23 protein-coding genes are annotated in these 24,142 nt (G+C 59.6%); 7 read left to right on the forward strand and 16 right to left on the reverse strand.

All coding sequences use genetic code 11. The annotated features are described in order from the left end of the window. Nucleotides 1-51 precede the first annotated feature (51 nt). The 5 genes from GH769_RS26315 to GH769_RS26335 form a co-directional block, all read right to left on the reverse strand. Nucleotides 52-408 (reverse strand): DUF1493 family protein, encoded by a 357-nt coding sequence (locus GH769_RS26315; protein ID WP_032901789.1) that lies wholly within the window; start codon nt 406-408, stop codon nt 52-54. Nucleotides 409-689: 281 nt separating this feature from the next. After that, nucleotides 690-1,166 carry a hypothetical protein gene (locus GH769_RS26320; RefSeq protein ID WP_032901791.1) on the reverse strand — a complete coding sequence of 159 codons (477 nt, stop codon included), beginning with the start codon at nt 1,164-1,166 and terminating at the stop codon, nt 690-692. A gap of 289 nt (nt 1,167-1,455) precedes the next feature. After that, complete coding sequence (locus GH769_RS26325) at nt 1,456-1,752, reverse strand: hypothetical protein (protein ID WP_032901792.1); 297 nt, start codon at nt 1,750-1,752, stop codon at nt 1,456-1,458. Between the two features lie 300 nt (nt 1,753-2,052). Beyond that, complete coding sequence (locus tag GH769_RS26330) at nt 2,053-2,652, reverse strand: putative adenosine monophosphate-protein transferase Fic (RefSeq protein ID WP_032901793.1); 600 nt, start codon at nt 2,650-2,652, stop codon at nt 2,053-2,055. Next, nucleotides 2,652-2,822 carry a YhfG family protein gene (locus tag GH769_RS26335; RefSeq protein WP_020302417.1) on the reverse strand — a complete coding sequence of 57 codons (171 nt, stop codon included), beginning with the start codon at nt 2,820-2,822 and terminating at the stop codon, nt 2,652-2,654. Before GH769_RS26335 ends, GH769_RS26330 begins: the two co-directional genes overlap by 1 nt. A 175-nt stretch (nt 2,823-2,997) precedes the next feature. Between GH769_RS26335 and GH769_RS26340 the strand changes: the two genes are divergently transcribed. The 3 genes from GH769_RS26340 to GH769_RS26350 all read left to right on the forward strand — a co-directional run bounded on the left by GH769_RS26340 (nt 2,998) and on the right by GH769_RS26350 (nt 6,780). Then, nucleotides 2,998-4,173: a tetratricopeptide repeat protein gene (locus GH769_RS26340; RefSeq protein WP_020302416.1), complete on the forward strand. Its 1,176-nt coding sequence runs from the start codon at nt 2,998-3,000 to the stop codon at nt 4,171-4,173. Nucleotides 4,174-4,398: 225 nt separating this feature from the next. Beyond that, nucleotides 4,399-6,336 (forward strand): ATP-dependent DNA helicase RecQ, encoded by a 1,938-nt coding sequence (locus GH769_RS26345; protein ID WP_032901794.1) that lies wholly within the window; start codon nt 4,399-4,401, stop codon nt 6,334-6,336. Nucleotides 6,337-6,348: 12 nt separating this feature from the next. Then, a complete protein-coding gene (locus GH769_RS26350) occupies nt 6,349-6,780 on the forward strand; it encodes a thioesterase family protein (protein ID WP_032901795.1) in 432 nt (143 codons plus the stop codon). Between the two features lie 147 nt (nt 6,781-6,927). On the opposite strand, the gene GH769_RS26355 is transcribed toward GH769_RS26350, so the two are convergent. The 3 genes from GH769_RS26355 to fdhD form a co-directional block, all read right to left on the reverse strand. Further along, a complete protein-coding gene (locus GH769_RS26355) occupies nt 6,928-7,410 on the reverse strand; it encodes a glycine zipper domain-containing protein (protein WP_014716482.1) in 483 nt (160 codons plus the stop codon). 348 nt (nt 7,411-7,758) lie between these two features. Beyond that, a complete protein-coding gene (locus tag GH769_RS26360; protein WP_020302413.1) occupies nt 7,759-10,107 on the reverse strand; it encodes an FdhF/YdeP family oxidoreductase in 2,349 nt (782 codons plus the stop codon). Further along, on the reverse strand, nt 10,104-10,943 hold the full coding sequence (gene fdhD / locus GH769_RS26365; RefSeq protein ID WP_020302412.1) for a formate dehydrogenase accessory sulfurtransferase FdhD: 840 nt from the start codon (nt 10,941-10,943) through the stop codon (nt 10,104-10,106). The genes GH769_RS26360 and fdhD overlap by 4 nt, the downstream gene beginning before the upstream one ends. A 242-nt stretch (nt 10,944-11,185) precedes the next feature. Here fdhD and lysM point away from each other — a divergent pair, with 242 nt between their 5' ends. Beyond that, nucleotides 11,186-11,626 carry a peptidoglycan-binding protein LysM gene (lysM, locus tag GH769_RS26370; protein ID WP_003187704.1) on the forward strand — a complete coding sequence of 147 codons (441 nt, stop codon included), beginning with the start codon at nt 11,186-11,188 and terminating at the stop codon, nt 11,624-11,626. Between the two features lie 47 nt (nt 11,627-11,673). Here the strand turns inward: lysM and yrfG are convergent, their stop codons facing one another. Beyond that, a complete protein-coding gene (gene yrfG / locus GH769_RS26375; protein ID WP_014716484.1) occupies nt 11,674-12,336 on the reverse strand; it encodes a GMP/IMP nucleotidase in 663 nt (220 codons plus the stop codon). 87 nt (nt 12,337-12,423) lie between these two features. On the opposite strand from yrfG, the gene nudE reads away from it, so the two are divergent. Beyond that, nucleotides 12,424-12,990, forward strand: coding sequence for an ADP compounds hydrolase NudE (nudE, locus tag GH769_RS26380; RefSeq protein WP_014716485.1), 567 nt, complete (start codon nt 12,424-12,426; stop codon nt 12,988-12,990). Beyond that, a complete protein-coding gene (gene cysQ / locus GH769_RS26385; protein ID WP_014716486.1) occupies nt 12,987-13,823 on the forward strand; it encodes a 3'(2'),5'-bisphosphate nucleotidase CysQ in 837 nt (278 codons plus the stop codon). The genes nudE and cysQ overlap by 4 nt, the downstream gene beginning before the upstream one ends. Before the next feature lie 127 nt (nt 13,824-13,950). Here the strand turns inward: cysQ and GH769_RS26390 are convergent, their stop codons facing one another. From GH769_RS26390 to rfbB, 7 genes are read right to left on the reverse strand one after another with little or no spacing between them, the layout of a single operon-like run. Continuing rightward, nucleotides 13,951-14,406 (reverse strand): thioesterase domain-containing protein, encoded by a 456-nt coding sequence (locus GH769_RS26390; RefSeq protein ID WP_014716487.1) that lies wholly within the window; start codon nt 14,404-14,406, stop codon nt 13,951-13,953. A gap of 26 nt (nt 14,407-14,432) precedes the next feature. Beyond that, on the reverse strand, nt 14,433-15,818 hold the full coding sequence (locus GH769_RS26395) for a sigma-54 dependent transcriptional regulator (protein WP_020302411.1): 1,386 nt from the start codon (nt 15,816-15,818) through the stop codon (nt 14,433-14,435). Then, nucleotides 15,815-17,623: an ATP-binding protein gene (locus GH769_RS26400; protein ID WP_032901796.1), complete on the reverse strand. Its 1,809-nt coding sequence runs from the start codon at nt 17,621-17,623 to the stop codon at nt 15,815-15,817. Before GH769_RS26400 ends, GH769_RS26395 begins: the two co-directional genes overlap by 4 nt. A 34-nt stretch (nt 17,624-17,657) precedes the next feature. Continuing rightward, on the reverse strand, nt 17,658-18,539 hold the full coding sequence (gene rfbD, locus GH769_RS26405) for a dTDP-4-dehydrorhamnose reductase (protein ID WP_014716490.1): 882 nt from the start codon (nt 18,537-18,539) through the stop codon (nt 17,658-17,660). Next, complete coding sequence (gene rfbC / locus GH769_RS26410) at nt 18,536-19,081, reverse strand: dTDP-4-dehydrorhamnose 3,5-epimerase (RefSeq protein WP_014716491.1); 546 nt, start codon at nt 19,079-19,081, stop codon at nt 18,536-18,538. The genes rfbD and rfbC overlap by 4 nt, the downstream gene beginning before the upstream one ends. Continuing rightward, a complete protein-coding gene (gene rfbA / locus GH769_RS26415; protein WP_014716492.1) occupies nt 19,078-19,953 on the reverse strand; it encodes a glucose-1-phosphate thymidylyltransferase RfbA in 876 nt (291 codons plus the stop codon). The genes rfbC and rfbA overlap by 4 nt, the downstream gene beginning before the upstream one ends. After that, on the reverse strand, nt 19,950-21,032 hold the full coding sequence (rfbB, locus tag GH769_RS26420; RefSeq protein WP_020302409.1) for a dTDP-glucose 4,6-dehydratase: 1,083 nt from the start codon (nt 21,030-21,032) through the stop codon (nt 19,950-19,952). Before rfbB ends, rfbA begins: the two co-directional genes overlap by 4 nt. Before the next feature lie 151 nt (nt 21,033-21,183). Between rfbB and GH769_RS26425 the strand changes: the two genes are divergently transcribed. Then, nucleotides 21,184-24,093, forward strand: a complete 2,910-nt coding sequence (locus GH769_RS26425) for an aminotransferase (RefSeq protein WP_020302408.1) — start codon at nt 21,184-21,186, stop codon at nt 24,091-24,093. The last annotated feature ends 49 nt before the right edge of the window (nt 24,094-24,142 follow it).

Here is a 24,142-nt window from a genome sequence, read left to right on the forward strand (position 1 = left end):
TGTGAGTTTTTCGCGAGCAAGCTCGCTCCTACAAAAAAACCTTCATTGGAATCAGCTCAGGTTTTCCAGCATCTGCGTGTCCCAGCGGTGGGTCTTGATCGCCAGGTAGAGCATGCCGATGGTCAGCGGGATCTTGTCACCACGGCCCTTGGCGCGACGCTTCAGGAACACGTCGAACACCGGCGGCTGGAAGTAACGATAAGCGTCGTAGTCGCCCAGGTCGACCCCGAAATCCTGTTCAAGCGCCTCCATGAATTGCTTGGCCTCAGCGCCATCGCACCCGAGGTCGAAGTTCAGTGAGGTGTGCAGGCCGATGGTCTTGTGTTTTGGCAAGCCGATTTCTTCATGCAGCAATTGCAGGAGCTGCTGCATGACTGGATCTTCGGGGAAGTTGGGGGCCAGGTTCATAGTGGGGGTGCGTAGGAGTGGGTGAGGGGGCCTTTTACGTTGCAGGCGGTATTTGTTTCGCGTGACGAAGAGAGCCAAGCCTATCAAGAACAAGGCCAGGGGAAGAAGTTGAATGTTCAGGACAATGGCAATGTAGGGTAGCCAGAACAACAGAAGCAGTCCCGTTACGATGAAGGTAACGGCGAAACGCGTTCTTAACGTGCAGTCAGTGATTTTGTAATACAGCAGCAGATGGAGAGCGAATAATAGCGCTGTTTGTAGGTAAAGCCATTGACTAAAGTTCATCTGGAGTACACATGCATTGAGACGCTTGAGCGCTGCGGGCCTATGCCACCGCTGACCTGAGCATCCAGGCCAATGACGATGTCTGCGCTGTGAAAGTTGCGGATCCTGCGAGAAATCAAATCGCTGATAGCGTTCTCGACTATCGATTCTGCTTTGCTGGATATGATCCCGACAGGGGCTGCAACTGCGCCAGAAATGATTTCTTTTATGAGGTTGTTCCGATTGTTCAAGCTATCTGCCTGCTTCCTGGTCAGTGGCTTTGAGACGGCCACTGTCATGACGCAGGGTAGATCTCGGGCGAGCATCTTTTCGTACAACTTCTGAAGCCGCAAGCGGACCTCTATCGCTGAAGCTTTTACTTCCAGCAAGCAAAGTGTGGCTAGCTCTTGTTGATTGTTTGGCATCACGGTGAGTCGAATTACCGTGAAAGTGATGCCATAGTGGCCGATATATTGAGTCCTTTCGATGTTCACGGTTTTTTCCGAGACAGTTGATAGGAGGTTATGTTCAGTCGGCTACGCGTAACTCGTATAGAGGGTTGAGCGGGTATTTGAAGCAGTTTGGGAAACGGATGGCGTGACGTTTGGCGGTGTCTTACAAAAGCCTCCGGCATTTATGGCTTGCAACGATGTAATAGGTAAAGCTGATCAGTTGTAGGAGCGAGCTTGCTCGCGAAAAACTCAGGGGCGCCGCGTTTTTTCTGATTTACCGCGTCATCGTTGGCGATTTTCGCGAGCAAGCTCGCTCCTACACAGGTGTTGCTTAGACTTGCGCTTGTTCAGGTTGCAGCTGAACGTGTTGCGCGGCTTCCAACAAATCACAGCCGTCCTGAACGAGCAGGTACAGCGCATTAATGATGTGGGAAATGTCTTTGAGGTCGGCGTGGTCGAAGGTCAGGCAGGAGAAGGTTTCCAATAAGTCGCTGGCAGCGCGGATACGCTGGTGGGCGGCCGATTGGATATCTTCAGCTTTGGCTGCGGTGTCTATGACAAGAGGGTGGGTATCGGTGAAGTTGGTGCGTAACTGACGATAGCGGTCCCTCGTTTCAGGTATTTGCATTTGAACGTACTCGGTTTGCTGTTAGGTAACCGACATCACCGTGGCCAAACGGTGGGTGGCGGACTGTGCGCGGGTTGGCCAGCCGGAAACAGCAATCCGACACGTCCGAAGACGTCCCACACACAGCCGCCATAGCAGTGCGTTACGAGACGATAGACGCTCGCAAGGCAAGTAATGGCACTTATGTGAGCTGTTTTCAGGTGACCAAACCCGGTCGCTGAATTGGCAGCGACGAGCCGAACCTTAAAAGTGAGTTTGTTCTCGAGCAATAAACAGATAGTTTAGTCGTTCGAAGTTCGATCAAGCACTCAGAGGCCTACCGATACACCGCTCAAAAATCGCTTCCAATCCCCGATAGTCACACGCCACCGCATCAATATTTGCCGGTATCCACGCCGCGTGTTTCACCAACCACCAATTCACCGAAAACCCCGCGTTTACGATGATCTGCTCAAACAGGATCCGCTGCGCCCGTCCATTTCCCTCGCGGAAGGGATGAATGACGTTCAGGTCGCCATAAGCTTCAGCGATTTGACGCACAAGGTCAGCCTGAGTCGCACCGACATACCAATTGGCGTCTTGCATATGCCGGACAATTTTTGCCGCTTCCGGTGGAATACGCTCCGGGGTGCAAAACAGCGTGTCGCCTTTCTGGATGTTGACGCTGCGCAGTTCGCCGGCCCAGTCATAAATGTCACCGAACAGGATGCGGTGAATGTGTTGCAGGCGATCAAGGTCGTAGGGCGGCGGAAAGAGTGGAAGGTTGGCTACGGCGATTTCGGATAATTCCCGCTCGGCCTGGTGCAGGCGTTCTTCATCGAGCAAATCGAGGCGGTTGCGCAGAGTACTGCTACCGGGGTAGCAGTATGGGTCCTGGCCCACCCCGTATTTGTCGAGCATCAGCTAGAGGTGTTGCGGTACTTGGCAAGGACGGCTTCGCGTGTCGGCAGGGGTTTTTCGACGTCGGTCGGTTGGGTATCGAACCCTTCCAGGCGCAGGCTGGCCAAGTAATTGGAACGCCGGATCTTGTGATAGTGATCCTGTTTTTGCTCAAACGTCAGTTCGCTCATCGCTGCGTCCTCTTGGAAAGCAAGGCTTGATTGTAGCGCAATGCGTAGCTCGGTAGGCGGGATAAAACGCCCGTCACAACTTGTATAAAAAATCTGCCAGCGAGCTCAATTCAGCGTATGTTTCACCGCAAAATCTTGTAGGGCGATTCCGCCCACTACTTAAAGGGAGTTAAGCATGGGTTTGCTTCGTGTCGCCTCGGCGATGTCTTTGTGTGCGGTGGCGTTTTCCGTCCAAGCCGAGCAATTGCCAATTGAGGTGCTCAGCGCGGTGGTCAAGGACCAGAAAATCGCCGATGCCGAAGTGTTGCTGCAACGTAATGGCGCGCAGAACGTGGTGGGCCGTACCAACGCACAAGGCCAGGTAACGCTGACCAGCGAGGCGGCTGATGATGCCAGCAACCTGCTGATCATCAAGAAGCCTGGCTATTCCAACCTGGTGGTGAAGTGCCCGTGCAAAGGCATGACCTATGCCGTCAGCCCGGTGATGGAAAATCTCGACGGCCTGCGTGTGGTGTTGACCTGGGGCAAGGCTCCACGTGACCTCGACTCCCATATGATCTTCCCCGGCAATAACATCTTCTTCAACAATAAAAAGGGCACCGACGCCGAACTGGACGTGGATGACACCGACAGCTATGGCCCGGAAACCATCACCCTGCAGAAAAAGCATTACGGCGAAAGCTACGTCTACGCCGTGCATGACTATTCCAACAGCGGCTCTCCCACCTCCAGCGAGTTGTCCAACAGTGAGGCCAAGGTGTTCGTGTACATGGGGCAATCCCTGGTGCGCACTTACTATGTGCCGCAGAACCGCACGGGCAACCTGTGGACCGTGTTCCGCATGACAGGCAGTGGCGACTTCCAGGACATCAACACCTTCACCGGCGTGAGAGTTGGCGCCGAAGATGTACTCAACGAGGTCAAGCCTTTGCTGGACGACAGCGTGGCCGTCACCGCCGTGACAGTGAGCTCGTCGGTACAGGCCGATGCGAAGAAGCTGAACCTCAAGGGCGAAGCGGCCTACCAGGCCGGTAACCTGGACCAGGCCATCGACTTCTTCCGTCAAGCCATCGAGCTGGATAACAGCTTCGGCAAGGCTTACGGCAACCTTGGCCTGGCGTATCAGAAAGCCGGCAATACTGCGGAGTCGATCTGGGCCAACCGCAAGGCTATCGCCCTGGCGACCGGTACCAATGCCGCGACCGTGCGTGCCGGTGCCTACTACAACATTGCACGCATCTACGAAGCGGCTGGGCAGTTCCCGGATGCGTTGCGTCATTACCAGTTGGCCAAGGAGCAAAAGGCCAACCCGGTGTATGACACGGCGATCGAGCGGGTGCAGAACCGCTGATTCAGCAGTAGCTCGGTTGTGAAATGTGGGGGAGGGCTTGCCAGCTCCCACATTTTTAATCTGCTGCTTCCTGTTACTTTCTCAGAAAACTCCCACTTCGGCCCTGAGCCATCCCTCCCCCTGTGTATCATCCTGTCTCTTTTTTCCATGCGACCTTTCTCGATTCGCTGAGAATCCCGGGCTATGTTTTTGAGCCAACTCAGCGGTCAATGGAGTGACAGCCTTATGCACGACACCCTCCAGCAGGTCTTTGGTTACCCACACTTTCGCTTGGGCCAGGAAGAGACGGTCAGCGCCGTGCTGGCTGGGCGATCTGCCGCCGCCATTTTCCCTACGGGCTCGGGCAAATCCTTGTGTTACCAGTTGTCGGCCGTGTTGCTGCCGCACCTGACGCTGGTGGTGTCGCCGTTGCTGGCGTTGATGCAGGACCAATTGGGTTTCCTGCAGCGCCATGGCATTTCGGCGGGCAGTATCGACTCGGCCCAGAGCCGTGATGAGGCCAATGATGTAATGGCCCGTGCGCGATCGGGCGAGCTCAAGATTCTGATGATTTCCGTGGAGCGTTTGAAGAACGAGCGTTTCCGTAATTTCCTGAACAGCGTGCAGATCTCGTTGCTGGTGGTAGACGAGGCGCACTGTATCTCCGAATGGGGCCACAACTTCCGTCCGGATTATTTGAAGCTGCCGGACTACCAGCGCCAGTTCAACATCCCTCAGGCGCTGTTGCTGACGGCCACGGCCACGCCCAAGGTGATTGCTGACATGCAGGCCAAGTTCGCCATTGCTGCCGAAGATGTAGTGACCACGGGCTTCTATCGGCCCAACCTCAACCTGCTGGTGGAACCGGTCAGCGGCCATGACAAGCGCCGCAGGCTGGTGGAGTGGATGAAAGCGCGGGCCAACCAGCCGAGTATCGTCTACGTCACCTTGCAGAAAACCGCCGAGCAGATTGCCGAGCATCTGAACCGCCACGGTATTCAGGCCGAGGCTTATCACGCGGGGCTGCCCCATGAAAAACGCGAAGGTATCCAGCAGCGTTTCATGGGCGGGCGTTCCAATTGCATTGTCGCAACTATCGCGTTTGGCATGGGCATCGACAAGAGTGACATCCGCAATGTCGTGCACTTCGACCTGCCCAAGTCCATCGAGAACTACAGCCAGGAAATCGGCCGCGCAGGGCGTGACGGGCAGCCGTCGGATTGCCTGGTGTTGGCCAACCGCGACAGCCTCAATGTGCTGGAAAACTTCGTGTACGGTGATACGCCGGAGCAGGACGGCATTTTTCGCGTATTGGAGGAGTTGCAGTCCGCGCGTAGTGAAGGGCAGTGGGAGTTCCTGCTCAGGTCGCTGTCGGACCACAGCAATATTCGCGAGCTGCCGCTCAAGACGCTCTTGGTGCAGTTGGAGCTCAAGGGCATGATCGCGCCGCGCTATGCGTTTTATGCGGAATACCGTTTCAAATACCTGATCGAACCCGAAGCCTTGCTGGCGCGTTTTTCCGGCGAGCGGCAGCAGTTTGTCGCGGCGATCATCCAGGTGTGCAAGCGCGCTAAAACCTGGGCGACGGTCGATTTCGATGCGCTTTATCAACAGCACAATGCCGAGCGTAGCCGGGTGGTGAAGGCACTGGATTATTTTCAGGAGCAGGGCCTGATCGAGCTCGAAAGCAAGCAGATGACTGAGGTCTACAGTTTGCTCGACACCCATTTCGACCCGCACGCGTTAAGCGCCGAGTTATACACAGGCTTCAAGCAGCATGAGGTGACGGAGGTCGCGCGGATTCACGCCATGCTCGACCTGTTCGCCACCGACCACTGCCTGGGGCAGCGTCTGGCGCACTACTTTGGTGATGATAATGCACCCCAGCGTTGCGGGCATTGTTCGGTATGCCACGGCCAGGTCGCCCATCTGCCGGCGCCGCCGAGCCTGCCGCCGCTTGTGGATAAAAACTTCATGGGGCTGTGCGGTGATTTTATCCACAGGCATCATGAGCACACGGGGCACTTGCCGAATGCGGAGCGTTTGACGCGTTTCCTTGGCGGTATCAGCGTACCGTTGTTTACCAAGTTGAAGGCGCGGGGCATTCCCGGTTTTGCTGCGCTGGAAGACTACCCCTACGCCGAGGTGCGCGACTGGGCCCATGCTCAATTGGATCAACTTTGATGAGACTTGCCGATGCCTGACTCAACGCCTGTGCGCGACGACTACCGCCACTTCCAACCGATCACCACGCGTTGGCACGACAACGATGCCTACGGCCATGTGAATAACGTCACCTACTACAGCTTCTTCGACACAGCCGTTAATACCTACCTGATCGAACAGGGCGGGCTGGATATTCATGACGGTGAGGTGGTGGGGTTTGTGGTGAGTTCGGCCTGCGATTACTTCGCCTCGATCGTTTTTCCCGAGCGCATTGAAATCGGCCTGCGGGTAGGCAAGCTGGGCAATAGTTCGGTGCAGTATGAGCTGGCAGTATTCAAGGCGGGCGAGCAGGAGGCGTGTGCGGCGGGGCGCTTTGTCCATGTGTTTGTGGACCGAGCCTCGAACCAGCCAGTGCCGATTCCGGGAATGTTGCGCGAAGCGATGCAGCGGCTGCTGGTTTGACGCACCTATAAGCAAAGCATCCCAAATGTAGGAGCCGGGCTTGCCCGCGATGGCGCAGTATCAGGCAGTACGTCTAAAACCTGATTCACTGCTATCGCGGGCAAGCCCGGCTCCCACATCGGATGTGTTCGTCAGAGCGCGGGTTTATCAGTCGCGATAACGATGCTTGTTCTTGCGATGCCCATAGGCATGGCCGCGACCTGGGTGGCCATCGCGGTAGTAGCGACGATCGTCACGGTCGCGATCGCGGTAATGGCGGTTGTCGCGATCACTTTCGTTACCCATGTAGTTGCCTAGCGCGCCGCCCGCGCCACCGCCGGCCGCGGAGCCGATCAGTGCGCCGGTGCTGCCGCCGACGCTGCGGCCCACGACGTTACCGCCGGCTGCGCCCAATGCGCCACCAATGGCGGCTTCGCCACGGCTGCGTTTGTCGGCGCCGACTGCACTACCGCCTGCGCCGCCGAGGGCCGCGCCGATGGTCGAACCGGTGTTGCCGCCCAGCTGCTGGCCGACAACGGAACCTAGAACCCCACCCAATGCGCCGCCTACACCGGCTTCGGTGGTGCCGCCTGCCATGGCTGCGCCACTGACCAGGCCAAGGGACAACAAGAGAATCGAGGAGAACTTCATTCAGGGAAACCTCAAGGGATGACGGCGCGATCCTGAGGTTGTATCGAGGCGCTGACAATCGAAATCCGACCGGCGGCAGAGGTTGTATACAATTTGCTAAGTTACTGTTTTGTATGGGGAACTTAAGTCGTTTTTACGGGTCTTTAGCTACTTCGGAACGGCCGCTTTTATGCAAAAGCGGCCTTTTTTGTGCCTGTCGAATGTGTGGTGCTTGTGCTGGCCTCTTCGCGGGCAAGCCCGCTCCCACATCAGATCGGTCCACACAGTCTCAATGGTGAACCCATCCCAGTGTGGGAGCGGGCTTGCCCGCGAAAGCGTTAGTTCAAGCAACACATATCTCGGATCGAGTCAGGCCGAGCGCGCCATGATCAACCCACTGTCACTCGCCGCTTCCAAGCGAATCGCAACAAACTTGGACGTTGGCGTATGGCTACCGTCGCCAGTGCTTTCCAACGGCACCAACGGGTTCACTTCGGGGTAGTAAGCCGCCGCCTGCCCCGCCGGAATATCAAATGCCAGCAACGTAAAACCCTTCACGCGGCGCTCACGACCGTCTTCCCACAGCGACACGATGTCTGCCTTCTGCCCCGGCTTGAAGCCCAGGCGGATGATGTCGGCTTCGTTGACGAACAGCACGTCACGTTGGCCTTTGACCCCGCGATAACGGTCGTCCAGGCCGTAGATGGTGGTGTTGTACTGATCATGGGAGCGCATTGACTGCATGATCAGGTCCGGCACTCGGCCCGTGGCGTGGGTGCGCTCATGGATCAGGTCTTTGGGCAAGATGTTGGGGCGGAAGTTGGCGCGACCTGAGGGGGTGTTCCAGCGGCGTGCGCCGGCGGAGTTGCCCAGATAGAAGCCGCCTGGATGTTTGATCTTTTCGTTGAAGTCCTTGAAGCCTGGGATGGTGTCGGCGATCAGGTCGCGGATGCGCCCGTAGTCGGCCACCAGCCAGTTCCAATCCACGGGCTTGCTGCCCAGGGTAGCGGCAGCAATGCCCGCCAGGATCGCCGGCTCGGACTTCATCAGTTTCGACAGCGGTTGCAGTTGGCCGTTGGAGCCGTGGACCATGCTGAACGAGTCTTCCACCGTCACCGCTTGCGGGCCGTCGGCCTGGATGTCTATGTCGGTGCGGCCCAGGCACGGCAAGATCAACGCATCTTTACCGTGCATCAGGTGGCTGCGGTTGAGCTTGGTGCTGATCTGCACGGTCAGGTCGCAATTTCGCAGCGCTTCAAAGGTGCGCGTGCTGTCTGGCGTGGCTTGGGCAAAGTTACCGCCCAGGCCGATAAAGACTTTGGAGCGGCCTTCAAGCATGGCGTGAATTGCTTCCACCACGTTATGGCCATTGTCGCGCGGCACCTGGAACTGGAAACGACGCTCCAGCGCGTCCAGAAACGCCACCGGTGGGCGTTCGTTGATGCCCATGGTGCGGTCGCCCTGTACGTTACTGTGGCCACGCACCGGGCACAGCCCGGCACCTGGGCGGCCGATATTGCCGCGCAGCAGCATCAGGTTGGCGATTTCCTGGATAGTCGGCACCGAGTGGCGGTGCTGGGTAATCCCCATCGCCCAGCACATGATTACATTCTTGCCTTTGGCGTACATGCGTGCCGCTTGCTCGATCTCCACCAGGGTCAGGCCGGACTGCTCGACGATCTCCTCCCACGAGGTGTCGTCGATCTGACCCAGGTATTCCAGGACGTTGGCAGTGTGCTCGTTGAGGAAGTCGTGGTCGAACACCGCTTCCTTGCCTTCGGCCAGGGCTTGGCGTTCCCACAGCAGCAGGAACTTGGCCATGCCACGCAAGATAGCCATATCGCCACCCAGCGCCGGGCGGAAGTAGGCGGTGTTGGTCGGCTTGTCGCCGTTGGTGAGCATTTCCAGCGGATGTTGCGGGTGCTGGAAGCGCTCCAGGCCGCGCTCTTTCAGCGGGTTGATACACACCACCTGAGCGCCGCGTTTCACCGCTTCGCGTAGCGGCTCGAGCATGCGTGGGTGGTTGGTGCCGGGGTTCTGGCCCCAGACGAAAATGGCATCGGCATGTTCGAAGTCATCAAAGGTCACAGTGCCTTTGCCCACGCCGACACTCTGCGCCAGGGCTACGCCGCTGGCTTCGTGGCACATGTTCGAGCAGTCCGGGAAGTTGTTGGTGCCAAAGGCGCGTACGAACAACTGGTACAGGTAGGCGGCTTCGTTGCTGGCGCGGCCCGAGGTGTAGAACTCGGCCATGTTCGGGCTGGGCAGTGCGTTGAGGTGCTTGCCGACCAAGTCGAAGGCGGCTTCCCAACTGATGGGCGTGTAGCGATCGGTCTCGGCGTCATAGCGCATCGGCTCGGTCAGGCGGCCCTGGTATTCCAGCCAATAGTCGCTTTGCTCCAGCAACGCTGTGACGCTGTGCTTGGCGAAGAAGGCCGCATCGACGCGGCGCTTGGTGGCTTCCCAGTTGACCGCCTTGGCGCCGTTTTCGCAGAACTTGACCATGCCGCTTTCCGGCGAGTCGCCCCAGGCGCAGCCCGGGCAGTCGAAGCCGCCGTTCTGATTGGTCTTGAGCATCATGCGCAGGTTTTTCAGGGCGTTGTCACTGGTCAGCCAGGCTTGCGCCACACTGATCAGAGCGCCCCAGCCACCGGCTGGGCCTTTATAGGGCTTGTAGCGTGGGGTTGGGGTCTGGTCGGCTTGGTGGTGAAGGCTCATGGCTGGTGCTCCATCGCAGGGCTATAGACCCGTGGCGCGCTTTTTTGCGGCAGGTGGATGAGGTTGAGGTTGTGCCGGCGCGCCCATTGCAAGGCCAGGCCGGTAGGCGACGACAGGCTGACCAGGGTCTGGATGCCCGCGCGCAAGACTTTCTGAATCAATTCGAGGCTGCAGCGGCTGGTAACAATCGCGAGGCCGCCGTCGGTCGGAATCTTTTGGCGGATCAACGCACCAATCAACTTATCCAGGGCGTTATGCCGGCCGATGTCTTCGCGACCCATCAGCAATTCACCCTGGCTGTCCATAAAAATCGCCGCATGCACGGCGCCGCTGTGCTGGCCCAGGGGTTGGAATGCGCTGATACGCTGGCGCAGGCCATCTAGCCACTGCGCGGGCGGCAAGGGTGCGCCGGGCAGTACCTGGAGGTCGGGCAATGCTTGTTCTACCGCTTCAACGCCACATAGACCGCAGCCGCTGGTGCCTGCCAATTGGCGGCGTTGCTGCTTGAGGTTCCAGAACGCACGGCTGGAAACCTGTACCTGAGCGTACTGGGCTGCGCCTGAACCGCTGATTTTCAGGTCATAAATGTCGTTAACGTCGGTGATAATGCCGCTGCCGAGGCTGAAACCTACAATGAAGTCTTCCAGGTCCGTAGGCGTCACCAGCATCACCGCCTGGCTGATATCGTTGTAGGCAATCGCCAACGCCACTTCTTCGGCCAGCGCAGTGCTGGCGACTTCCGTGTGTTCAAGATTGCAATAGTGATAGCTCTGGCTAGCGACGGGCGCGGTCGATTCGAGAGCGGGCGCCGCGCAGTGAGGGCGCTTGGCGTTCATGGGGCAGTACCACCGGCGGATTGATCAGTGTTTAGACTAGGCGCGGCAAAGGGTCACGTCTAATCGCCAGTATTGATCTATTGATAGAGGGCGTCGATCAAGGTTCACCGGCGTTTGCGTCGGGCTTATTCCAGGCAGGGGTGAGTTGGATACTTTTGAGTCTTTAGCCAGTCTGGAACCCAAGTCGGCAGGACTGGTCTAGTCTTGGGCATCTGGAAATTAAATCCCAAGGAGAGCGCACCATGAGTATTTTTAGCTTTATCAAAGAAGCCGGCGAAAAGATTGTCGACCTGTTGACGCCGGGTAATGCGAACGCAAGTGAGCAGTTGAAGGAGCATGTGAGCAAGGTGGGCCTGGGTAATCCAAACGTGCAGACCACGGTGGATGGCGACAAGGTCACGGTGACCGGTGAAGTGGCCACGCAGGAAGAGAAAGAGAAGATCCTGTTGGCGCTGGGTAACATTGCCGGCGTGGCAAGTGTGGATGACCAGATCACTGTTACTGGCCCTGCGGTTACCGCTGCTCGCTTCGTCGTAGTGAAAAAGGGCGATACCCTCAGCGCGATTTCCCTGGCGGTGTACGGTAATGCCAACCAGTACAACAAGATTTTCGAGGCTAACAAGCCGCTGCTGTCGCACCCGGACAAGATCTACCCCGGCCAGACACTGCGCATCCCTGAGTAATACGCAGGGCAAAATGTGGGAAGGGGCGTGCTCCCTCCCACACTTGATCAAAGTCCGGCAATGAGATCTCGATAATCCCCCACTGCTAAAAATTCTGCGGTGTCCTTTGGTCCTTTCTTGCTATCAGGCTCTTTCACTGCCAGCAAATGACCGACCCCGAAATCCCGGGCGCTGCGCAAGATCGGCAAAGTGTCGTCTATAAACAGGCTACGGGCCGGGTCAAAGTGGATATCCGCTTGCAAGGCTTGCCAGAATTGCGGGTTTTCCTTGGGAAAACCGTAGTCGTGAGAGCTGATCAAACGCTCGAAATACGGCGCCAGTTCAATGCGTTCCAACTTCAATGACAGCGAATCACGATGAGCGTTGGTGATCATGATCACGCGCTTGCCGGCCTGTTTGATGGCCGCCAGGAACGTATCGGCATCCGGACGCAGGGCGATCAGGTGGGCGGTTTCCAGCTTGAGTTCGCGCACCGGGATCTTGAGCTCGGCGCTCCAGAAATCCAGGCAATACCATTGCAACTGTCCGGCGTTACGCTCAAACAGCGGTTGCAGCTCCATCTCGGCCATGGCCTGGCTCACACCGTGCAGTTCGGCGTAGCGCTGGGGCAGGTGCTCCATCCAGAAGTGGTTGTCGTAATGCAGGTCGAGCAGGGTGCCGTCCATGTCCAGCAGAACGGTGTCGATGGCGTGCCAGGGCAAAGAGGGCATGGTGGGGTCTCACGTAAGTAAAGATATCCGACACAGACAATCGGAAAAGCCACGGTATAGTAACCCGATCACGCCAAGGAGCCGTTTATGCGCCAGAAACCCACTGTCCTCGCCCGCGAAATAGTCGCCAGTAGCCGTTTGTTCCGCGTGGAGGAAGTGCAATTGCGCTTTTCCAATGGCGTTGAGCGCACCTACGAGCGTCTTGTCGGGCGCGGTACGGGCTACGGCGCCGTGATGATTGTGGCGATGATCGATGAAGACCATGCAGTGCTGGTGGAAGAATACTGCGGCGGCACTGACGAGTATGAATTGTCGTTGCCCAAAGGCCTGATCGAGCCCGGCGAAGACGTGCTTGCAGCGGCAGACCGCGAACTCAAGGAAGAGGCCGGCTATGGCGCACGGCAGTTGGAGCACATCACCGAGCTGTCATTGTCGCCCGGCTATATGAGCCAGAAGATCCAGGTGGTGTTGGCTACCGATCTCTACGAAGAGCGTCTTGAAGGTGATGAGCCCGAACCAATGCGGGTAGACCGGGTCAACCTGCGTGAGCTGTCGGCGCTGGCGCAAAACGAGCAGTTCAGCGAAGGTCGTGCCCTGGCGGCGCTGTATCTGGTAAGAGACCTGTTGACCCAGCGTGGAGCGTTCACCGCATGAGCGAACTGTTTTTAGGCCACCCGTTTATCGCTCCGGTCATTGAACTGGCTCGGCAGGCGGGTGAAGCCATCCTGCCGTACTGGCGTGCCGAGGTAGCCGTGACGTCCAAGGCGGATGATTCTCCCGTGACGGCTGCTGACCTGGCTGCCCACCATCTGATTCTCGCTGGCCTCACCGCGCTGGACCCAAGCATTCCAGTGCTGTCTGAAGAGGACGCCGATATCGATCAGAGCGTGCGTGCCGGCTGGCAGCGTTGGTGGTTGGTGGACCCTCTGGATGGCACCAAGGAATTCATTTCTGGCAGTGAAGAGTTCACCGTCAATATTGCATTGATCGAACAGGGCCGCGTGGTGTTCGGCGTGGTGTCGATACCGACCACTGGCCGTTGCTACTTCGGCGGCGCGGGCCTGGGGGCTTGGCGTTCGGACGTCAATGCCGCGCCCAAGCAGATTCAAGTGCGCCAGGCCAGGGCTGCGGGCGAAGCCTTTACCGTGGTGGCCAGCCGTCGTCATACCAGCCCTGAGCAGGAGCGTCTGTTAGATGGTTTGAGCGAGGGCTTGGGCGAGTTGAAACTGGCGAATATCGGCAGCTCGTTGAAGTTTTGCTTATTAGCCGAGGGCAGTGCCGATTGTTATCCGCGCCTGGCGCCGACCTCGCAGTGGGATACCGCAGCGGCCCAGGGTGTATTGGAAGGGGCGGGGGGCGAAGTGCTGGAGTTGGATGGCAAGCCGTTCAGCTACCCGGCGCGGGAGTCGTTGCTGAACCCGTTCTTTCTGGCATTGCCAGCCAAGGCCGCCTGGCGTGATCGGCTGCTGACCCTGGCCAGATCTTAAGATCACTGCAGAGCAAAATGTGGGAGCGGGCTTGCCCGCGATGGCGGAGTGTCAGTCGTACAGGTATTGACTGATCCACCGCTATCGCAGGCAAGCCAGCTCCCACATTTGTTTTATGTAATGGCTGCTAGCGGTGCAGGACGTACTGGCCGGTAAAGACTACGGCACGCGCTGCACTGCCTTCATTCACAATCCACGTCTGCAGCGCCAACCGCGCCCGCCCATAGCGCTGATAGGTCGCCATAAAGCGCTTCCAAATCTTTTCATCCGGCGCCGCGCAAATGGCTGTCGCGTCCTGGGTCACCGGCAGCGGGTAGCTGATCTGCCCTTCCTGAATCACGATGTGCCCGTCTTCAATCCCGGCTTCACGCAGCTTCAGGTGCAGCCAACCCCAACCCGCCAGCACGGCGCCGCAGTAGAGGCTGCCGCCAAACATGGTGCTCTTGTGGTTGATATTGGCTTGCAAGGGCAGGTGCAGTTGCAGCTGGTCCTGTTGCCAGTCGAGCACCCTGAGGCCCATTTCCCGGGTGAGTGGGATGTCATGGTGAAGGATGGATTCCAGGTAACGGCTATCGCGGCTCATGGCGGCCTCTTCGTAGGTGGACGATGTCATTCGTCATCGGCGCTCTGGCTGGCACTGTCGGCGAAGTTCAGGCCGTGTTTGCGCAGTTTGTCGTGCAAGGTTTTGCGCGGCACGCCCAGGGCTTCGGCGAGGCTGCGCACGGAGCTGTGGGGGCGGGTCAGTTCGGCGGCGATCAGGCTTTTTTCGAACTGTTCGACTTGCTCGCTCAGGCCTCCGGGCGTGGAGGTCAGCACGCCGGCGGCGGGATGGTCCTGGGCGTTATCCAGGGCCAACTCCAGGCCGAGGGCGAAACGCTCCGCGGCGTTTTGCAGTTCCCGCACATTGCCCGGCCAGCTGTGGCGCAGCAACAGCGCGCGCTGGCCCGGTTGCAGTTCGTGCAAGGGCAGGCCGTGGCGGCTGCTGGCCTCGTCGGCGAAGTGCTGGAACAGCATCAGCGCATCTTCACCCCGTTCCCGTAGCGGGGGAATGCGCAGCGGCGCCACATTGAGGCGGTAATACAAGTCGGCACGGAAACGGCCCTGATCGGCGGCCTGGCGCAGGTCTTCCTTGGTGGCGGCGATAATGCGGATATCCAGCGGGATCAGCTGATTGCCACCCAGGCGCTCCACGACGCGCTCCTGTAAAAGGCGCAGCAACTTGACCTGTACATCCAGGCTCATGCTTTCGATTTCATCGAGGAACAGCGTGCCGCCATTAGCGAACTCGAACTTGCCGATACGGCGCTTTTGCGCGCCGGTAAACGCGCCCGGTTCATGGCCGAATAGTTCGCTTTCCACGACCGATTCCGCCAGTGCTCCGGCGTTAATCGCCACAAACGGGCCGCTGCGTCGGCTTGAGAGGTCGTGCAGGGCGCGGGCGACGACCTCCTTGCCAGCGCCGGTTTCGCCGAGGATCAGCACATCGGCCTTGGTCGCGGCCAGTGCACCGATTTGCTCGCGCAGGCGCAACATCTGTGGCGAGTGCCCTACCAGGCGCGTACTGAGTTGCTGGCGGTCGCTGAGAGCCAGGCGCAGGCTGCGGTTGTCCAGTACCAGCCGGCGCAGGGCCAGGGCGCGGCGCACGCTGTCGAGCAGCGCGTCGCTGGCGAAGGGCTTTTCCAGGAAGTCATAGGCACCAGCACGCATGGCCTGCACCGCCAGCGGTACGTCGCCGTGGCCGGTGATCAGCAGCACCGGCAGGTCGGGGTCCTGGCCGTGCAGTTCGGCCAACAATTCCAGGCCGTCCATGCCGGGCATGCGGATGTCGCTGACCACCACGCCCGGCCAGTCTCGGGACAGACGTGCGGTGAGCCCGTTGGCTTCTCCCAGGGGCAGGACGTTCAGGCCGGCCAGGTCCAGGGTCTGGCACAGGGCCTGACGCAGGTGTGGATCGTCGTCGATCAATACCACCTGAATCGAGTTGTCGATACTCATACACTGCGGTCCTCGGACGGTTGCAGACTGACGCCCGGCGAGCCGGCACGTAATTTCAAGGTTAACAGCGCGCCGCCTTCCTTGTGGTTGGCGAACAACAGTTCGCCGCCAAAGGCGCGCATCAGCGTGTCGCAGATCGCCAGGCCCAGGCCCAGGCCCTGAGTGCGCGTCTTGGTGGTGTAAAACGGCTCGCTGGCGCGGCCCAGGGCTTCCATGCAAAAGCCCGGGCCGTTGTCGCGAATATACAAGTTGACGCCATGGGGCGTGGTTTCGGCACTCAGCCAGAGTTTGCGTGGCGGGCCTTTTTCGGTGAGGGCGTCCAAGGCATTGGCCAGCAGGTTCCCCAGCACCTGGCGCAGGCGGGTTTCACCAGCCTGCACCCACAGGGTTGCCTCTGGCAGGTCGCGGATCAACTCCACCTCCATCGAACGCCGACGCTTGGCCAGCAATGCCAGGGCGTCGTCCAGCGCCGGTTGCAAAGCCACGCTCTCCGGCGCATGCCGGTCGCGACGGGCGAAGGCGCGTAGGTGGGCGATAATCGAAGCCATGCGCCCGGTCAATTCGCTGATCAGCTTGAGGTTGCCACGGGCATCGTTGGTGCGCTCATGGTCGAGCAGGATTTCGGCGTTTTCGGCATAGCTGCGAATCGCCGCCAGTGGCTGATTCAGTTCATGGCTGATACTCGCCGACATGGTGCCCAGCGCCGACAGTTTACCGGCCTGGACCAAGTCGTCCTGAGCGCGCACCAGTTCTTGCTGGGCGTGTTCGCGCTCCAGCACTTCCTGCTTCAGGCGCCGGTTCAGGCCCTCCAGGTCACTGGTACGCTCGGCCACGCGCATTTCCAACTCGCGGCGGGCCTTGGCTTCGAAGGCGATGCGTTCCAGGTAGTGCCGGCGGCGCTGCATCAGCAACCCCAGCAACAGCATCAGCACCAACAACGTGGCGCCGCCCACGGCAACGACCGTGCGCACCGGGCGGTTGATCAGCGAGCGCGGCGCGAGGATTTCCACGTTCCAGCCGGTCTCTGCGATGGCTGTGGATTGGCGCAGCCAAGCGCTGCTGCTGAGGCTCAGTGGCTGCGGGTCGCGGGTGGGGTAGGGCTGGATAGCAATGATGGCCTGGCGTTCTTCGGCGGTCAGTGGCCGCGTGGCGCGGAATCGCCATTGCGGGCGCGAAGTGAGGATCACCACGCCGTTGTGGTCGGTGACCAACAGTTGTTCGGGGGTATTGCCCCACAGGCTTTCGGTGTGGTCCAGGTCGACCTTCACCACCAGCACCCCGATGATAGTATCGCCGTCACGTACCGCTGCTGCGAAGAAGTAGCCGCGCTTGGCCGAGGTGGTGCCCAGGCCGAAGAACCGGCCGAGGCGCCCGGCCATGGCTTCGCTGAAATACGGACGGAAGGAAAAGTTGCGCCCGACAAAGCTGTCTTGTTTGTCCCAGTTGGACGCGGCGAGGGTCTTGCCGGTGGTGTCCATCAGATACATCACCTCTACCCCGGCCTGGGCGGCGACATCCTTGAGCAACTGGTTGGCGCTGACCAGGTGGGTGCTGACATGGGGAGCGTCCAATGCAGTACGCAGGGCCGGTAAGTCACCGAGGATCTGCGGCAGTATTTCGTAGCGGTGCAGGGTGCCCAGCAAGTTGGCGACGTAGAGGTCGAGGGTCTGGCGATTTTGCCCGGCCAGTTCGCTGCGGTAATAGCGCTCGGCCAAATGCTCCAGCGGCCACAACAGCGGTGCCAGGCACAGAGCCAGCAGGGCTAGGCTGCGCCAGCGGGGTCTTCGCGCAAGGGGTGGGGTCATGGGAGTCGCGCCTGTGAGTACAGGCGCATTATGCCTAGTGCTGCTGTGCAAGACACTCGTGCAATGCGTCTTGCCATTGTGGCTGGCTGACGTGCCATTGCTGTTGCAGGCGCGTGCAGTCCAGGCGCGAGTTCAGCGGGCGCTTGGCGGGGGTCGGGTAGGCGCTGGAAGGAATCGGTTCCAGCTCGGCGCAGGCCTTGCCTTCGGCGCGCAGTTGCTCGCCAATCGCCGCGGCAAAACCGAACCACGAGGTTTCACCCTGGGCAGTGAGGTGGTAAACACCCCAATCCCCTGCCTTACCGGCCTGCCACTGCTCGATCAGCACGCGGGTGCTGTTGGCGATAGTCCCGGCCCAGGTCGGCGCACCGATCTGGTCGGCAACGATGCGCATCTGCGCTTTTTCCTGCAGCAGGCGTTGCATGGTCAGCAGGAAATTCTTGCCATGGCCCGAATAGACCCAGCTGGTACGCAAGATCAGGTACTGGCCGCCAACAGCCGCAATCGCCTGCTCACCCGCCAGCTTGCTCTGGCCGTAGACGCCCAATGGGTTCGGCGTGTCGCTTTCGGTGTACGGGGCAGGTTTAGTGCCGTCGAACACGTAGTCGGTCGAGTAGTGAATCAGCGGGATGCCCAGGGCCTTGGCTTCTTCGGCGAGGATGCGGGGGGCGATGGCATTGATGGCGAACGCAGCGTCCGGCTCGCTCTCGGCCAGATCGACGGCGGTGTGGGCCGCCGCGTTGATGATCAGGCCGGGGCGATGGGCGCGCACTTGTTGGCGGATAAGGTCTGCGTTTGCCAGGTCAAGCTGGTCGCGGCCCAGGACGATGAGTTCGCCCAGGTCCTGGAGCCGCTGTTGCAGCTCCTGGGAGACTTGGCCGTGTTGGCCGGTGATGAGGATTTTTAGGGAGGCTGTCACGGGAACAGGTCCGCGTCTTTCAGGTTTTTACCGTTTTGATCCTTGGCAGACAAGGTGGGTGGGCCCGCCAACTGCCAATCAATGCTCAGTTCAGGTTCGTCCCAGCGAATGCACCTCTCCGCAGACGGTGTGTAGTAATCCGTGGTCTTGTAGAGGAATTCTGCGTATTCGCTGAGTACTACAAAACCGTGGGCGAAGCCCGGAGGAATCCACAGCTGGCGGTTATTTTCGGCCGATAGGCGCACGCTGGCCCATTTGCCGAAATGTGGTGAGCTGCGGCGGATATCCACCGCAACGTCCAGTACCTCTCCGGCGGTCACACGCACCAATTTTCCTTGGGCGTGTTCTACCTGATAGTGAAGGCCTCTCAGCACGCCCTTTTGCGAGCGCGAGTGGTTGTCCTGCACAAACTGCAGTTCCAGACCGCTGGCCTGAGCAAAATCCCGGGCGTTGAAACTTTCATAGAAAAAGCCACGTTCATCGCCAAAAACCTTGGGCTCGATGATCAATACACCGGGCAGTTCAGTGGCGTTCACATTCATTTAGGATTCCCAGCGAGAGAGTACAAGTACTGACCATAGCCGGTCTTGCCAAAGTACTTGGCACGTTCCAGCAGATAGTCACGATCGATCCAGCCGTTTTCGTAGGCGATTTCTTCCAGGCAGGCCACTTTCAAGCCCTGGCGGTGCTCGATGGTCTGAACGTAGGTCGAGGCTTCCAACAGGCTGTCATGGGTGCCGGTGTCGAGCCAGGCGAAACCACGACCGAAGCGTTCAACGTGCAGATCGCCACGCTGGAGGTAGGCATTGTTGACGTCGGTGATCTCCAACTCGCCGCGTGGCGACGGCTTGACCGCCTTGGCGATCTTGATCACGTCGTTGTCGTAAAAGTACAGGCCGGTCACGGCGTAGTGGGACTTAGGCTTAGCCGGTTTTTCTTCGATGGACAGGGCGCGGCCTTCACTATCGAAGTCAATTACACCGAAACGCTCAGGGTCTTTGACCCAGTAACCGAACACGGTAGCGCCTGAGGGGCGTTCCGCCGCAGTGCGCAGCTGCTCGCCGAAATGCTGGCCGTGGAAGATATTGTCCCCCAGGATCAAGCACACAGGGTCATCGCCAATGAACTCTTCGCCGATGATAAACGCCTGGGCCAAGCCATCCGGCGAAGGCTGCTCCGCGTAGGTGAAGCGCACGCCGAATTGGCTGCCATCGCCCAGCAGGTTCTGGTATTGGGGCAAGTCCACTGGTGTGGAGATCACCAGGATGTCCTTAATCCCCGCCAGCATCAGTACCGAGATCGGGTAGTAGATCATCGGCTTGTCATATACCGGCAACAACTGTTTGGACACGCCCAGGGTAATGGGATGCAAACGGGTGCCGGAACCGCCGGCCAATACAATTCCCTTCATCATGCGATCAAATCCTTCACGTCAGTATTGCCCAGTCGTTCACCTTGATAACTGCCGTCCTGGACCCTGCGGCACCATTCCAGGTTATCGAGGTACCACTGCACGGTTTTGCGCAGGCCGGTCTCGAAGGTTTCTTCCGGGACCCAGCCCAGTTCGCGTTCGATTTTGCTGGCGTCAATGGCATAGCGTTGGTCGTGGCCTGGGCGATCCTTGACGAAGGTGATCAGGTCAGTGAATTTCTCCACGCCGGCTGGGCGTTGCGGCGCCAGTTCTTCCAGCAGGGCGCAGATGCCGCGTACCACGTCGATGTTCTTCTGTTCGTTGTGGCCGCCAATATTGTAGGTTTCGCCCACAACCCCAGTGGTGACCACTGTGAGCAGCGCACGGGCGTGATCCTCGACGAACAGCCAGTCACGCACCTGCAGACCATCGCCATACACCGGCAGTGGCTTGCCCGCCAGGGCATTGAGAATCACCAGCGGGATCAATTTTTCGGGGAAGTGGAACGGCCCGTAATTGTTCGAGCAGTTGGTCAACAGCACCGGCAGGCCATAGGTGCGCTGCCAGGCGCGTACCAGGTGGTCGGACGCCGCCTTGCTCGCGGAATAAGGCGAGCTGGGGGCGTAAGGCGTGGTTTCGGTGAAGAGGTCGTCCACGCCATGCAGGTCGCCATACACCTCATCAGTGGAGATGTGGTGGAAACGGAACGCGCTTTTTGCCGGCTCTGCCAGCTTCTGCCAATAGGCGCGCGTGGCTTCCAGCAGGCTGTAGGTGCCGACGATGTTGGTCTGGATAAAATCCGACGGACCGTCAATGGAGCGGTCGACATGGGACTCGGCCGCCAGGTGCATGATCGCATCGGGTTGGAAGCGTGCGAGCACGGCGCTGACGGTGGCCTGGTCGATGATATCGGCCTGGACAAACTCATAGCGGCTGTTGGACGCGATGCTGGTCAGCGACTCGAGGTTGCCGGCGTAAGTCAGCTTGTCCAGGTTGAGCACTTCATGCTCAGTGTGTTGAATCAAGTGCCGGATCAGGGCCGAGCCAATAAATCCGGCACCGCCGGTGATGAGAATGCGCATGTCGAGGGCCTTTTCCTTAGACGGACATAAAGCGAAAGATGCATAGCTTGAGTTGTGAATCGGGCTGGCGCAAGCGCCGTGAGCATAAGGGGTTGATTATCGCCCCTGAACAATGGCGATATAGACGCCTGAAAAAACAAAGGTCGTCACAATGTCGTTAGCCACGTTGACCCACCGTGCCAGCTTGCCTTGCCCACAAGTAACCCTCGAGCAGGCAGCACACCTGCTCGAGCGACATTATGGAATGACGGGCAAATTACGCTCATTGGGCAGTCAACAAGACCTCAACTATAGAGTTGACAGCACTCGGGGCCGCTTTGTTCTGAAGATCTGCCGAGGTGACTACGCCGCGCTTGAACTCCAGGCCCAGCATGCGGCCCTTAACAGCCTGGGCACGCATCCCGGCCTGCGCGTGCCCAAGGTCATCCCGACCGTGGAGGGCGAGGATCTACTGACGGTCAACGTCGATGGCCAAACCCTGCACCTGCGGCTATTGGGCTACATCGACGGCCAGCCCCTGACGCATTTACCCCACCTGAGCCGCACCGTGATCGAAGGCTTTGGTGAGCTGTGCGGGCAGATGAGCCTCGCGCTGGCAGATTTCGAGCACCCTGGCCTTGCGCGCACCCTGCAATGGGACCCGCGCCACGCGCAGGCATTGATCGCCCACCTGCTGGCAACCTTGCCCGACCTGCCGCAGCGTGCTGCTTTGGAGCAGGTGGCCAGGCAGGTCGAGGCGCATGTCCAGCCGTTGGCGGCACACCTGCCGTGGCAAGCGGTGCACATGGATATCACCGATGACAATGTGGTGTGGCAGCGTGATGCCCAGCGGCACTGGCGTATACAAGGCGTGATCGATTTTGGCGATCTGGTGCGTACCTGGCGAGTTGCCGACCTGTCGGTGACCTGCGCGGCGCTGTTGCACCATGCCGACGGTGATCCGTTTGCCCTCTTGCCGGCGATCCAGGCCTGCCACGCGGTCACGCCGTTGCAGCGCGAAGAGTTGGAGGTGTTGTGGCCGTTGATCGTCGCCCGCGCGGCAGTGTTGGTGCTCAGCAGTGAGCAGCAGCAATGCCTGGACCCGGATAACGTTTATCTAAAGAAAAACGCCGAACACGAGTGGGAAATCTTCCATATCGCCACGTCGGTGCCCTTTGAACTCATGCAAGCAGCGATTCTGTGCAGCGTCGGTGAAACATTACCGCCCGTCGCCAACCAAGACTTCGCGCCTTTATTGCCAGGCTTGGTGGGGCGCGAGTTCGCGCTGATCGACCTGGGCGTACTCAGCCCGCATTTCGAGGCTGGCAATTGGGAAACTCCCGGCATCGATCGGCGCTTGCTGGATCAAGCGGCGACGGTGCATGGGCTGGCGGCCAGTCGTTATGGGCAATACCGCTTGTCGCGCACCCGCCCCGACAGTGCGCTAGAGCCCGAGACATTACCCCTGCATGTCGAACTGCACCTGCCTCACGGCACGGTTCTGGAAGCACCCTTTGCGGGAACGCTGCGCGAAGGTGCCGACGGCTTGCTGTGCTTGCACGACAGTGAGCTGAGCCTGCGCCTGTGGGGCGTGCGCACGTCACTCAAGCCCGGCGCAACGCTGGTCAAAGGGCAGGTGCTGGGCGAGGTGCAGGCGCCGTTGACTGTGCAGTTATGCCGCGCCGACCTTGAGCCGCCGCTGTTCTGCACACCTTCCCGGGCGTTGGCGTGGCAGGCGTTGTGCCCGTCACCCTCGGCGCTGTTGGGCCTGGCCTGTGATGCTGAGCCGGAACTGGACCCGCAGGCCCTGCTGGCCCGGCGGGATGCCAGCTTTGCCCGCTCCCAGAAGCACTACTACGCCGACCCACCGCGTATCGAGCGCGGCTGGCGTAACCACCTGATCGATATGCAGGGCCGATCCTACCTCGACATGCTCAACAACGTGGCCGTGCTGGGCCATGGCCACCCGCGCATGGCTGAGGTGGCGGCTCGGCAATGGTCGTTGCTCAACACCAACTCGCGCTTTCACTATGCGGCAATTGCCGAGTTCTCCGAGCGCCTGCTGGCGTTGGCGCCACAGGGCATGGACCGGGTGTTCCTGGTCAACAGCGGCACGGAGGCCAATGACCTGGCGATTCGTTTGGCCTGGGCCTACAGCGGCGGGCGCGACATGCTCAGCGTGCTGGAGGCCTATCACGGCTGGTCGGTGGCGGCGGATGCCGTGTCCACCTCGATTGCCGATAACCCCCAGGCCTTGAGCAGCCGCCCGGATTGGGTACACCCGGTGACCGCGCCCAATACTTACCGCGGTGAATTCCGCGGGCCGGACAGCGCGCCGGACTATGTACGAAGTGTTGAGCATAACCTGGCGAAAATCGCCGCGAGCCAGCGTCAATTGGCCGGGTTTATCTGTGAACCGGTGTACGGCAACGCCGGTGGCATCTCCCTGCCAGCGGGTTACCTGCAACAGGTGTATGGCTTGGTGCGTGCCCAGGGGGGCGTGTGCATCGCCGATGAAGTGCAGGTGGGTTACGGCCGCATGGGGCATTTCTTCTGGGGGTTTGAACAGCAGGGTGTGGTGCCTGACATCATTACCATGGCCAAGGGCATGGGCAACGGCCAGCCGTTGGGCGCAGTGATTACCCGCCGAGAGATTGCCGAGGCGCTGGAGGCCGAGGGTTACTTCTTCTCGTCATCGGGAGGCAGCCCGGTCAGTTGCCGGATCGGCATGGCAGTGCTGGACGTGATGGAAGAGGAAAAGCTGTGGGAAAACGCCCAAGTGGTAGGCGGGCATTTCAAGGCACGACTGGAGGAATTGATTGATCGCCATCCACTCGTCGGTGCCGTGCACGGTTCGGGCTTCTATCTGGGCCTTGAACTGGTGCGTGATCGCCACACCCTGGAACCTGCGACGGCAGAAACCGCCTTGTTGTGTGATCGCCTGCGGGAGCTGGGGATTTTCATGCAACCTACCGGTGATTATCTGAATATCCTCAAAATCAAGCCGCCGATGGTGACGTCCAGGCGCAGCGTGGACTTCTTTGTGGACATGCTGTCCAAAGTGCTGGATGAACAACTGTGATTTATCGATTGTTATCGGCTATTTTTTGCAGACCCGAGCACCTATCATG

The organism is Pseudomonas sp. CFSAN084952, from assembly GCF_009648855.1.
Classification (GTDB): Bacteria; Pseudomonadota; Gammaproteobacteria; order Pseudomonadales; family Pseudomonadaceae; genus Aquipseudomonas; species Aquipseudomonas paracarnis.